The organism is Sinobacterium caligoides (assembly GCF_003752585.1).
Classification (GTDB): Bacteria; Pseudomonadota; Gammaproteobacteria; order Pseudomonadales; family Sinobacteriaceae; genus Sinobacterium; species Sinobacterium caligoides.
In genome coordinates, this window is record NZ_RKHR01000003.1 from 1,034,817 (window position 1) to 1,048,959 (window position 14,143).

A 14,143-nucleotide genomic window follows, 5' to 3' on the forward strand; every position below is an offset into this window, starting at 1 on the left:
AGGTTGGCGTCAGTATCGAGGGGGATAACTTAGAGGAAGGTGCTTTTTCACTGCCTAGAAAGACAAAACCCCAACCGAATGGCTGGGGTTTTGGAGGGGGCTTTTAATAATACATAATGGTGGGTGTCTTGAGTTTCGTTACTTTTATAAATAATTGTGGGTGCCTAGGATTTTCTAGTTCCATTAAAAATTTCAGAATCCCATTCCTGCAAAACATCTGTTAACCCTTGTAGATTCCACTGCCTATTAAGATCGTCTTCAGGTCGCTGTATGAAATCAAAATAGCAATCTTTTAACGCAGGCAAATACTCTTTCCATCCCCTTGAATAAATCTTACTTTTAATAGCTCCAAGATCGATAACCAACTCTTTGGATAATGCAATGATTTTTATTAATGGAGACATTATTCTATTTCTAGCCTCTTCACTCAACTTACCCTCATAACAGTTAGACATAATGTAATCCCTCTCAGTATATCTAACATGGTATTGAAAAAGAGAATCAGCAAATCTTTCATAAGTCGTATCATAATCAGCATGTAATCTATGAGGATCTAAATTACCCAAACAATCAATACGACTGTCAATACAATACTCTAAATAGTCAATTGCTTTTTCTGAGCCCCATGCGGCTAATAGTTTTGCTGATTCAATAGGAACTAGAGAGCTTCTTAAATCTGTAATTGGCGTCAGTAATGCTTCTAACCTAGAAATACTATCTTTAGGGATTTCATCTTCATCACAATAGAAGACGTCTTCCATATCCTCAATCAATTCGCCATTTTTATCATAATGTGTATAAAGCAAATCATAAATCTCTTGCCCCATTAACTCTTGTAATGTTGGCATTACTGGCCTCCCTTAATATAGTTGCTCGGCACACACCCTTTAATTAAGCATTCATTATCTCTTATAGCATGATCAAGGTCACGCTTAGCATCTTGCAACTTATCCGAGTTTCTCTGTGACGGGGTTGCATCATAACGTGCCTGAGCCTTATCAATATTTTTTTGCAGCTCTGCTTGAACACGCTTAGGGGGAAGAATCTCAACGTCTTTTACTTTGCCCGTATCAATATCTTGCTGCAAACGCTTAGTGTCAATTTCTATAGTATTGCTACCGTAATCTTTTGGCCTAGTCTTAGAAACACAAAACATCAGGCACCCATAGTTATTTACACTCAATCTATCACAAAAATAACCTGGCAAACACCTAGATAATTGACTAAAAAATACAGCATAACGATAAATGACGCGCAAACAATGCATCAAAGAAGAATCTAACGTAAGAATCATTTTTTCAGGCAAGCGCTCTCTCAATACAGCGTCACGATCTATATTCTCGAGCTGTTTTAGCCAAACCACTGCTGGCAAAGACTAGCGCTATGCCGTCGCTTACGCTCAAGGTGACCACAATAACTGCCCAGTTCTTGCACCGTACCGACAGGGCCAGTAAATAATTTACCGAAGTCACACGTCATCGTTATCCAATGATCATTGGGAATATTCAGTCGGCTCAGAATATCAGCGGCACGGCCATCTATCGCACCGCGTTTATCGTCACGAATCACTCTGCCACTTTGATCAATCAGCTGTAAATAATCACGAAGATGGAAATGTAAACCATCGGGCTGATGTTCGTGTTCATTACCAACAAATGCTAACAACTCTGCTGGTTGGCGCTGATCATGGACGGCTGCAATACGGCGCTGAATGCTGGTATAGCTCGACTCTTCTGGGGTTTCCGCCATCTTAGCGCGCACTGGGTTAAGGTCGACGTAAGCCATACAGGTCAGTAGCGCAGCCTCATCTAGCAGCGCCTGCGACTTAAATCGCCCCTCCCAAAAACGACCACTACAGTGGTCTTCTTTATTGGCCATTCTGGCAATCGGCTCACTGAGCGAACGCATAAACCAACTGATATCACTCAGCCGCGAGCGGTATTCTGCAATCGTTTCATTCAGCGTATCTAGCTCATAAGACGGTATCAATAAACCCTTGGCAAAACGCTGAGTAAGCAAAGTGCCGTTAAAGAGACGATGCCAGCGCTCAGCAACCTCTAGCGAAGTCCAGCTTTCCGCTAAAACCTCATCAACACGCAACACCACATGCAGGTGGTTACTCATCACCGCATAGGCACAAAGATCGATCGCGTAAACCTCTGCCAGCAACAATAAACGGGACTCCACCCACTCACGACGATGCTCATAATCCTTGCCGTCATAGGGATCAACACCACAGAGAAAGGCACGGCGCACACAACGAGAAACACAGTGATAATACGGCGTATCACTGATACTGACTAAATTCTTACGGGCTGTCGGCATTTTTAGAGCCTCCTCTAAAGTTTGTCACTGTAAAGCTTAGAAGAGGCTCGTAAGTTGGCAAATAATTGTGGGTGTCTAGGGTTTTTCCGGATGGTTTTCTGGTAAGCCACTATTTCACCGCCTCACTGTGGGTTCAATCGCAAAACACGGCAGTAGTAAAATATAGGCCATCGATGGCAAAAAGCCCCCTAGGCAGCTTATACCTCTTGCTCATCGACTCCTACACGTCTTGCTTACAATCATTGAGACATGCCGCTTATGCTAACTCTCCCGATCATAGCGAACCCACAGATCGCCATGGCAATACAAATCAAAAACAAGACGATGGCCAGCCCACTTGAGCGCTACTAGCCCTGACCGCTCTCTTTACTGTAGTCGCCAGCGTACAGGCTACTAATGATGTTGAAGCGGCTTCGGTATCGTGAGGGGTAACCTAAAGGAAGGTGATTTTTGTGCTACTTAGAAAGACAAAACCCCAACCGAATGGCTGGGGTTTTGGGAGGGGGCTTTTAATAATACATAATGGTGGGTGTCTTGAGTTTCTGTTGAGTTTCTGGTGATGTAAATAACTAGCCCCGCAAGTGCGGGGCTAGTTAAAACGTTCGGTATTTTAGATATTAATCAGGAACATCTCCCTTTTTGCTCCAGCATTGAATATCCTCCATAGCTCTTTCTAAATCGTCCATATCATCATCACCTAGACTAGTATCAAACTTTTCTGAAATAAGAGATCTTATATCAGCTAGTTTATGAGTTATTTTCCATTCATCAATAAACCGACAAGTCTCCGATGCATAATCAGATTTAGGTTTATCCGTGTAAGCAGAGCCTATCCGATGCAAAGAAATCAACATTAACTCCACATCTTTCAAAATAGCAACAGCTTCCTCTCCAGATAAAACAATTTTTTCATTTTCTTCCATCATAAAACTATTTTCTTCTCGTTACAGCTGAATTATTAAGAGGAAAAATAATTGTGGGTGTCTAGTGTTTTGTAGGAGGTAACGTTGGCTCCGTACGAGAACCCCCTTCTTTATAACACCTAACTATTAATAATTTTCGCTACTTCAGATTCGTCGATCTCTTCAATGCCAGCTGCACTTAACTCACTTTTAATATTTTCGATTTGATTAACTTTTCCAATAAATTGCAATGCCGCATGCGTATCACCATCTTCATAAACTCTACAAAGTATGATACCTAAATCACCATCAAGAATAGAACTTACGTTTTCTGAAGTAATCCCACTTTCTGCCGTCTGAAAGTTATCTAAAAGGGATTTCTGAGATAAATTCTTGGAGCTAAATATTATCGATAGGTATCTATAGTGAGATAGGGAATCTAGCGGCAAGATTTCAATATGATCTGTCTCATTCTTTATTAAAGAAAATACGCCTGTAGACTCATTCTTTTTTAATAAGTCTCCATCACTGAAGCCTTCTGTTAACTGTTTTTTAAGTTTCAGCTCCTGAACTTTTGAACCAGAAAATGCGCTCCCCGTTGTAAACCACTTAAAAACATTTGGTAAGAAAGTAAGTAAAATAGGAAGAAAACTAAACCAAGTTTTACTTAGGCTATCAATATCACGCTGAATTACAGTGATAGTAGCAACGCTACTATCACCTGTTTTCTTTGATTGCTCCCAAAGATTTATACCTTCATCGTACACCAAAATTGGCTTCATGATTAATCCTGCTTTATATAGGTGTGGGAATCAGCATTTTTCTTCAGTGACTGTTTAATGCCTTGGGCGTTGCGTAGTTCACTATTGAAATGAGAACCATGATTTCCAAGCTCATGACCTAAAGTATGCTCCCGAATCGTAGCTGTACTTCCATCTGCATTCTTAAATTCGTATACACGTCCTTCAACATGACCTTGTTGATCACGTATTTTTTCGTGATACGTATTACTTGGTTGCTGGCTTTTAGGTATTCCTGCTTTTTCTTTGGCTTGTCTAAACGCTGCTTTTCTCGAAAGAGTGCTATCTGCACCCTTTGTAGCACCATCCCGTTCCTGCATCGTACCACTATCAGCACTCGAGTTCGAGCCAGCCTTCTTCCCTGTGCTGCGGCCCACCAAACTAACGCCCAGTATCACATCAACCATGAAGCGTGCGCCGTCAACTACGCTATCGCCTTCGCCATAGGTCATCTGCTGATAGGCGTCCTCCTCCGCAATACCGGCCTTATTCAGGTCGGGTGTGACACCGGCGCTACCGGCGATCGCGATGTCGTCCTTATACTCCTCTATCTGGTCGCCAATCAGCGTCGCCGCTAGCGCGCTGCCAGCAATACCTACAATCGCCTTAGCGGGCCCCATCGAGGCTTGAATCGCCAGCCCCATAATCGCCGCTTCTTCCGTCGGCAATGTACTCACATAATCACCGAGGCCATCGGCCTCTATCAGCAGAGACTCTCCCAGCGTATTACGGCGCCCCGCCACAAAGGTCGTCGATGTTTTATCACCGCTAATTTCACGGCCGTTATCGCTGATCTGCTGCCCCAGCCCCTGCTGCAATTTGTGTTCGCTATCAATCCCAAGCGACTCAGCTTGGGCATCAACCTCCGCATAGGCCTTTGCCGACTGATAAATCGACTGTATTCGTGCCGCGTTATCCGGATCGGCAATAAATTTCGCGGCCGCGTCAGGATCGACACCATTACGCACAAGGTTCTTGGTAATATTGAGCGCCAGCTCTGGCGACAGCGACGTTTCACGTATCGACACAGGCACATCATCCATATCGACTTGCATCGCTTGAATCTCACCCCAAGCGGCACCGGCAATGCGCGACGTGGTTTCGGCTATTTTGCTAAAGTCCTGCTTAATCACCTCGCGCCCTTCTTCCGTCAGCAAACGCGTATCCACCGTCATATCGATATCGCCCTGCTGGCGATCAATATCGACAATGTCTTTGGTGATCGTACTCACATCACGGTTAAGGCGATCTAGATCGTCAGAGTTTTCCTCGTCGCTGACGCTGATATCGCCCTCACCCAGCGTCGCCAAGCTGTTGCTCTTTTGGTAGCTGGAGCTGTTGGCGTACTGGCCGCTAGTGGTGTTGAGGCGGGTCTCATCGTTGTCGCTATTGGGGTTGGGGTTAGCCGGGGCGTTGAGGTTGGCGTCAACCTCCTGGCCCTGGTTACTGTTGCCATTGAGGCCAATACTGCTGCTACCACCGGCACTCTTCTCTTCGCTGTAACGGGTATTGCTGAGGTCGCTGTAGGTCAGCGTCTCGGTACTAAGACTCAGATTACCCAGATCGTTGCCGTCTTCATCAAGGGTGGCAATGATGCCGCCAATGATGGCGGTATTGCCACCGACGGTGATATCGGCAGTGCCACCAGAGGTCAGCGAGCTGACAACGGTCTCTTTTTCTTGATAGCGGCTGCTGTTGCTATAAACGCTGCCGTTAGCACTACTGGCATGGTCAATACCACCTTGTTGACCCTCATTGCTACCGAATGGATTACGAACGGCCGAAGAAGCAGAGCCGCCATCCTTAGCCAGGCTATCTGCGGATTTCTCACTGCTATCGCCAAAGCCAAAGCCGCCACTGATGCCAAAGCCTTTGCTATCGCCACTGGCACGGTTTTGCTGAGATTCGACGGTCAGATCACCGCCGACATTGGCCAGCAACAATTCATCAGCTTGTACATTACCGCCGGCAATGGTGGTATCGCCGGTGGTATCGATGACGACGGTATCGCCGGCGAGCTGGCTATTGGTGTACGTTGTCGATTTATCACCGCCCTTGCTGCGATCATAACTGCCACTAACCGTGGCGCCACCACTGGCACCAAATACCGTCACGCCGACCTGCAGGCTAGCGCTCTCTGTCTCGTGGCTGCTATTGGCTGTATCGCGACTAGCGGTCACATCAAGAGTGCCGGTATCGATGACCAGAGCCTCGTTGGCACGGACGTGACTGCCTGCGATATGGGTGGTGTTATCGCTGGCTTTACCGGTCTGGATCACGACGTTTTGACCACTGACAGTAGAGGCGACCGCCTGCGTCGAGCGCTGCTCGCTCTCGGTCTGGCTGGCACTGATGTCGAGCTGCAAACCGGCGTTAAAGCCAAACGCATAGCTACTGGTACTGGTCGCTGCCGCAGTCGCCTGTTGCGCCAATAACGTCGATGCCGAGGTAAGATCGACGGCTGCGGCTGCAATCCCCGCCTGGTACCAGGTTTCGTCGTCCTCAACCTCTTTCACTAACTCGCGCATCTCCAACAAATCACCCTGGCTGACACCGGGGACTTTATTGGCATAGTCCTGCTCTAATCCGACAAGACCTTCTTTCAGCTGATCCAGCTCCTTTTCATAGCGACGGTAATCTTGCTCGGCCTGCTTCAGCTGGTCTTTGGCCTCCTGCACCTGCTGCGCAGCTTTAACAACTTCTACCGCCTGATGCTGCACCACGAAGCTCGCCTCGGCACTGCCGTGGGTTTCCTTGCTGCTACTCTCCTGGGTATCGGTAACGTGCTTAATCGTGACATCATCAGCGGCCATAATGATGGCATTGCCGCTCCCCGTGCCGTCGTTATCGGCGATCAGATCAGAACCCTCGATCATCACATCGGCCGCACTATCAAGCACCACCGAGTTACCGGCACTAAGGTGACTGCCACGGTGTGACGTTGACGCCGACTCACTCTCGTAGGCATCGTAGGTGGCCTTGCCTATCGAGGCCTTAAATTGCCCATCCTCTACCGCCATCGTCTCGTGTGGCGCCGTTGACGCCGCAACCACATCACCCAACTGCACACTGACCTCACGGCTGTAACTGTCGGCCTGTTGGTTTTCTGCGACGGCGAGTATCTCGATATCACCGATGTCGGTCGTCACATCAATATCATGACCGGCACTAACATCGGAGCCGACCACACGGGCCGAACCGGCATCAATAATGACGTCGTTGCCGGCGCTGACGCTCGCCGCACGCGCACTCTGCTCGCCTTCACCGTTACGCTCAATGCTCTGCTGATAGAAGTCGCCGCCGGTAAAGAAGCCGCCCTCTTCCGACCAGCTCTCACTCTGGCTCTGCTCCATACCGGCAGCAATATTCACCTGCTCAAAGGCGGTCAAGCTGACATCGTTGGCGGCGCTGATATCGCTGCCAATAACGTTGATATCGTTACCCGCATCCAGAATCACATCACCGCCAGCACTGTTCAGTGAGGCCTCGGCCAGCGTCGCCGACTGCGACGCCTCGCCCTCACGGCTGCTACTGAAAGTACTTGAGCTCGACTTATCCACCAGACTGCTGTGATAGTCGACACCGGCAAGCACGTTGATATCTTTAGCCGCGGTCAGCGACACATCACCGTCGGCCGCCACTTGGCTGGCAATCAGATCAATCGTTTGACCACTGTCCACACTGGCATTACCGCCGGCAATGACGCTACTGCCTTGCTGAGTATCACTGCTACGGCTGATCGTCTCGCTGCTACTGCGACCGAAAGATTTTTCTTCCTCTTCATGGAAGAGATAGCTATCCCGATCAGTCACCGAGAGGATATTCACGTCCTTCGCGGCAGACAGCGTTGCATCACCTCCCGCTGCTACGTCACTGCCTTTTAATGTTAACGCAGCCCCTGCCGTAATCGTCACGTCACCGCCACCGGCAACCGTTGCAGCGACATGACGTGTCTTATCAACCACCTCATAGCCATCGCTGAAATAATTACTCTGGCGTTCCCGCGTCTCAAGCGCCTCGATATTAATATCTTGACCGGCCTCCAAGACAACATCGCCACCGGCTTGCGTCTCACTGCCCTGCAGCAGAATATCGTTACCAGCGTTTAGGCTGAGGTTGTCGCGGGCTGCAATCGATGAAGTTGCGCCTAATTTAGTACGGATGGTATCGAATTCGCCCAGTGTCTTGCTGCCCTGGCGAAGTACCTCTAAATCGGTAATGTTGCGAATATCACCTTCACGCGCACGTAAGCTGAGTTCGCCGCCACTGATCTGGCCACCGCGCTGATTAATCAGGTCTCGGCGGGTATCGATGGTCAGTCGATTGCCGTCAATCACACCGCCAAACTCATTGGTTAGGTTTGACTCAGTCATCAACGTCATCTGGTCGGCTCGCAACACCCCTGTATTGAGCAGGTCGCCGTCGGCAATCAGCGACTGCTGAATTTCAGCACTAATCTCACCACTGTTAGTCACACCGCCGTCTGTGCGTAGCGCGACATTCTCACCGGCAATCAACGCGCCGTTTTGACGAAGCTGAACACCGCTGGCGAGATATAATACCGGCACCAAGACTGTTTGCCCTGCAACCTGTTGCTCAACCAGCCAGACAATATCATTGCTTAACCCAGCAACTTGCTCGGCGGTGAGCGCCATACCAAGCCCGAGCCCCAGTGACGCACTCGCCACCAATGCGTTGTCCATTAGCTGTTTATACTGGTCGTAATCAGAGTTATAACTACTGTTTAAATAACGCTGGCCACTGCTATTAAACACACTGTCGCGCAATAGCCGGTTTTCATAGAACCCGTCACCCAGGCGCTTGGTCGTCGTGTTAGCATCAACCCCTAAACGCTCTAACATATAATCAGAGCTGATAAAGTTGGTGTATTCGGTAAACGCTGGGTTCGTTTCTACCAAATAGGGCTGATTGGCTTCAGGTACCACCACAAACAAGCCACCCCCGCTCGGCAAACTGAAGCCCCCGAGGTCGATAGGATTGACCGCATGACCCGCCTCCTCCAGCAGTGCATTATTATCCACCACCTGCGCCGGCAACTCTGCTGGCGAAAGATCACTGCGTTCACTACCGGCACCGATTGATGCTTGTTGAGTCGAATCTATTGGCGCTGCCTGCGAGTCTTGCTCGGTATTTTTATCCACCGTGGCAACTTGTTGCATGGTGCCGGTATTGGCACTGGTATTCGCTGCCTGCTTATCCAACGCATTGGTACTGGCATGGGCAACAATACTGGTGTTATTGATCTGGCCAGTAAAATCCCCGCTGATATTTCCCCGCGCCAAGATACTGCCATAAACTTGTGACGAGGCCGTCACCTGAGTATCTACGGTATGCCAAGAGCCGGCACCTGCCGGCAGGTTGGCCTCCAATGTTTCGATGCTGATTTCGCCACGATTAAACGGCGCAATATAATCACGGTAAAAACGCTTGTGGGTACCGTCAGTTATTTCACCGGTATAAAACTCATTCTCTTCCGTGCGCGTACCGACCGTTAACGATTCATTGCTCAGGCTGCCGCCCGTCATCGTCAAATTACCGTTACTGGCAATTAAGCTAAATTTGTTTTCTATTTTCCCCGCATCCAGACGCATATTGCCACCGGACAACAACATTGCCACCGCCGAATCGGCGGTGATACGCGTGCTATAGGTCTTGATGTAATCATAGTGAAAATAAACATGATCACCACCACAAGTACCACTGTCTTTACAATATGTACCAACATTCGAAACAGTGTCATCAACGCTATAGTTAAAAGTTTTTTTACGATTAACAATTTCATTGGCGAACAACTTAAGACTGCCACCCCAGGCCTCGATCGTGCCCGATAAATTGTTAATCCAGCCCGTTCGTTGCTGATTAGCATTGGCGGCGATCAGCAGATTATTAATCGCAAAGATATCGCCCTCATCATTGGTGACGCCACGCTGCGCATACACTGACAAGTCGTCACCGGCAAACACGGCCCCCTGGTTATTATTCAGCTTTCCGCTTAGCTCTAACGTTAAATCTTTGCCTGCTGCCAGTGCGCCGCGGTTTGTCACATCTTTTCCGCGCAGCAATAAATCATTCGCCGCAGTGAGTGCGCCTGTATTAGTTACCGTGCTGGTAAAAATATAATCACCGTCAGCACCGGCGCTGATCACCCCCTGTTGATTATTGGTCAATGAGCGCCCTTCTAAGCGTAAATCCGCTACAGATGAAAGCTCACCACTGTTGGTTACATTACCTGATGCATCGATCGTCAAGGCGCCGCTGGCCAGCAAACGCGCACCTGCAGCATTGCTAAAACTGCTACCACTGCGCAATCGCAGCAAATTACCCGCGTTTAACTGGCTACCTTTCACCAGCGCGATAATATCCAAGTCGATGAGTAAATTATGACTCGCCTGCATTAATCCGTTTGCATTGAGCAGCTGCTGCGCATTAAGCGTGATGTCGTTTCCGACAATAATGCCATTGGCATTATTGAGTTGTTTCTGCAGCTGCAAAACGAGCATGCCATGATTATGCTGCAGCTTTCCGGCACGGTTATCCAGCCCCTTCGCCGCGATTGTCAGGCTATCTTGCGATAAGATATCGCCACTACGGTTATCAACATCGCCGCCCGCCTCGATGTTCAGCGTGCTATCAGCAACAATTTCACCGCTACGATTAACCAAGCTCGCCGTCAGCAAGTCAAACCCCTGTTGACCGGCGTGCAGTAATCGCCCGCCCACATTGCTCAACTGCTGCGAGGCGCTCAACCATAACGAGGCGGCGCGGCTGTACAGCGTGCCTCCCTCATTATCGAAAGACGTTAATTCAAAACGACTGCTCTGCCCTCCCTTCGCTGAGACCATACCATCACGGTTACTTAACGCTGCGGTCACCACCTCTAAGGCCGCCGCTGCCTCGATGGTACCGCTATTGTTAATAACACTATCTGTCGCCGATAAGCTCAGCGCGTCACCGGCTGCAATGATGCCGCTGCTGTTATCCAGTTGCGTGCCAGTAGCAACACTCAACGCACCGACACTGCGAATATCACCGCCCGTATTATCGATAGCCGAGTCAGCCTGCAGCAGCGCACCGCCACCACCAACATGGTAGATTTTGGCATCGCGGTTATCGATATCCGCCGCTGTAATATTCAGCTGTTGCGCTCTACTCTCAATGCGTCCGCCGACATTCGACAACGCTTCTGATAGCGTTATCGTCGTTGTGCCGACACCAAGATCAAGAATGCTTGCTAGCTGATTATCCAAACTGCCAGCAACTATCTCGAGACCATTGGCCTGCAGACTGCCCTGACGATTGTTTATCGCACCATCAACCAGCACTCGCGTATCACTGCTACTGAGTATCGCGCCGGCGCGGTTATCGAGATTATCGGCACGCAATAACAAGCGACCATGACTGGCAATACTGCCACTCTGATTATCAATCTCCGCCTGTGATTGCAGTGCTAATTCACCCTCGCCTAACAACAGCAGCTCACCACCGTGATTATCGAAACGCGTGACATCCAAGCTCAGGCTCTGACCATGGCTCTGGATTCTACCGTGCTGATTATCCACAGCATCGGCGCTGATCAGCAGGGCTTCTGCGTCAGTCGCATAGCCAGCAATCAAACCGTCTGTGCCATTCGTTAACTGACCCGCAGCCACCAAGCTGAGTCGATCTGCCTCGATTCGCCCCCCAGCATTATCAATAGCTCCGTCGCTAAGCACAGAAACACTACCGGCATTGATATCCCCGCCATTGGTCAGCTGCTCAACCACACCTAACGTAACGGCTTGCTCTGCGACAATGACACCGTCGGCATTATCGAGATGACGACTCTGACTGCTTAGATTTTTCCCCTGCAGTAGCCCTGTCGTGTTATCTATACCTTGATCAATATCGAGTAGGAGGTCTGCCGCTGCTAACATTTCACCCGAGCGGTTATCCAACACGTCGCTCTCGATACGTAGCGTATCACCGCTGAGCACACGTCCACCTTCATTAATCACTGACGTAGCCGTGATACTCAGCTCAACCCCGCTATCGATGAGGCCAGAGCGGTTCGACAACGCCCCCGCATGCAAGTCTGTGCTACCTGCCGAGACTGTCTGCCCCTCATCATTGTTTAGCCAGCCGTTACTGCGCAATACCAAGGGCCTATCGTTGATCGATAAAATCAAGCCCCTCTGATTATCAATATAAAGCCCGGCCTCTAACAATAAACTGTCCGCCGCCGATTGAATGCTGCCCATGCCATTATCAATACCGCTACTGGCCATGAGTTGCGCCTGCCCGGCACGAACGAGGATTTCGCCGCTCTGATTAAGAATATTCTCAGCGTTGATGCTAAGGTCTCCGTTGCTATCAACAACACCCGCATCGTTATCAAAGTCGCCCTGTGTATTGATAGTCACGTTATTAGCAACAATGTCCCCCCCATTGCTCAACGAGGCTTGTGTCTCAATAGTTAGCCCATCAGCGGCGACAATCACCCCCTCCCGATTCACCACTGTCTCGGCCGATAAGTCGGCTTCTGCACCCTGTATGCGGCCCTGGCTATTATCGAGGCGAGCAATATCAAGCTTCAGCGTTTTCTCGCTGGCGATGTTGCCAGCACGATTCGCTAATGCTGCAGCACTAAGATCCAACGTCTTCGCCGCCAGAATTGCACCACTGTTGTTACTCAATGCTTCTACAACACTCACCGCTACCGCATCAGCAACAATAGTGCCACCATCGTTGTTCATCGTTGATGCCGCTAATTCGATATCATCACCGGCTCGAATACGGCCGCTGTTACGCAGCTGCTGCTCTGCCTGTAGCGTCAACCGCCCTGAGCGCGTGACCTCTCCCTGCGCATTGACCCCAGCGATCAGTTGGCCACTGTTATCGATATTATGCGCACCAACAGCAATCGCTTGCGCCGCCATCACCGTGGCATCACTCTGCAAGCCCACATCGCCCTTAGCATTAAGTGTTACGTGGTCCGCTTGCGCGGTGCCAGCCAATGTAACATCACCATCTGCACTCACCGTCAACCGATCCGCCTGTGCGGTGCCAGTCAATGTAACATCACCATCTGCATTCACCGTCAACCGATCCGCCTGTGCGATACCAGTCAATGTGACATCGCTGTCGCTGCTCACTGACAGCGCTTGTGCTGCGCTACTATTAGCCAGCTGAATATTACCCGCCGCTGTCAATTGTAAATCGCCCACACCGGCAACCATATCGCCCGCAAGGCGAACGCCAACACCGGCCTCGGTGCCAATTAAGTGAATACTGTTGGCGTACATGCCCCCCAGCAACGCACTGTCGACGGCAAACTGTGGCTTCTCGCTGCCATCATCGGCCTTCGCCGTCACCTTCAGATTACTGTGCTCAATACGGTTGCGACCGGTAATGATGTTGAGCTCTTTCGCCTGTAAATCACCGTTCACCTTGATCGCACGGCTCAATAAATTAAGACGCGCCACATTGCTAGCGTTAAGGCTATCGATGGCAATATCGCCGCGATTAACATCATAGACTAGACGGCCAGATTGATCGTACTGCGGCACACCCGTGGTCAGCGTCGCCTGCGGCGTATTGATAAAACCGCAACCGTTACAGCTGATACCATTAGGGTTTGCCACCACCACTTGCGCGGCACCACCGACCACCTCGGCGTAGCCGGCCAACACTGAGCGCTGCCGGCTAGTGACCTCATTAAGAATAATGCTCGCCTGGGAGCCCGCTAAGTTGGGGTTACCATCGATGTAACCGGCAAGCTGACTCGAGCGAAGATCGTTGGCGTTGTTGAGAATTAAGCCGCGCTGCTCAATGCTGAAACGCTCATACTGATTATGCGAAACCCCATTGGCACCAGGCTTAGCAATATTGACGATGGGTACACCGTTAGCCGCATGCAACGCCGTCGGCCGCTTACTCGCCGCGGCCCGACTATCGACCACGACACCACCTGCCTGAGCAGTGATTGGCTGAAAAATTAAGCTAAAAGTCAGCAAGCTGGCGACTGAGCGCATCCATTGTCTGTTCAACATCGTGTGGTTCCGTTACGTCTAAAATTCAACTTCATGTAAACTGGCTGCAGAGAGTGATTCGCTACAG

Annotated in this window: 6 protein-coding genes; all 6 read right to left on the reverse strand. The window is 49.8% G+C overall.

Annotated features, from left to right (window positions below; genetic code table 11):
- Positions 1–164: 164 nt before the first annotated feature.
- The 6 genes from EDC56_RS04665 to EDC56_RS04690 all read right to left on the reverse strand — a co-directional run bounded on the left by EDC56_RS04665 (position 165) and on the right by EDC56_RS04690 (position 14,076).
- Positions 165–848 carry a hypothetical protein gene (locus EDC56_RS04665; protein ID WP_123711323.1) on the reverse strand — a complete coding sequence of 228 codons (684 nt, stop codon included), beginning with the start codon at positions 846–848 and terminating at the stop codon, positions 165–167.
- Complete coding sequence (locus EDC56_RS19775; protein ID WP_211333559.1) at positions 848–1,306, reverse strand: hypothetical protein; 459 nt, start codon at positions 1,304–1,306, stop codon at positions 848–850. The genes EDC56_RS04665 and EDC56_RS19775 overlap by 1 nt, the downstream gene beginning before the upstream one ends.
- A 44-nt stretch (positions 1,307–1,350) precedes the next feature.
- Positions 1,351–2,325: a transposase gene (locus EDC56_RS04675; RefSeq protein ID WP_123711324.1), complete on the reverse strand. Its 975-nt coding sequence runs from the start codon at positions 2,323–2,325 to the stop codon at positions 1,351–1,353.
- Positions 2,326–2,942: 617 nt separating this feature from the next.
- Positions 2,943–3,251 (reverse strand): hypothetical protein, encoded by a 309-nt coding sequence (locus tag EDC56_RS04680; protein ID WP_123711325.1) that lies wholly within the window; start codon positions 3,249–3,251, stop codon positions 2,943–2,945.
- Between the two features lie 116 nt (positions 3,252–3,367).
- Positions 3,368–4,009: a hypothetical protein gene (locus tag EDC56_RS04685; protein ID WP_123711326.1), complete on the reverse strand. Its 642-nt coding sequence runs from the start codon at positions 4,007–4,009 to the stop codon at positions 3,368–3,370.
- Between the two features lie 2 nt (positions 4,010–4,011).
- Positions 4,012–14,076, reverse strand: coding sequence for a hemagglutinin repeat-containing protein (locus tag EDC56_RS04690; protein WP_123711327.1), 10,065 nt, complete (start codon positions 14,074–14,076; stop codon positions 4,012–4,014).
- Positions 14,077–14,143: the final 67 nt, after the last annotated feature.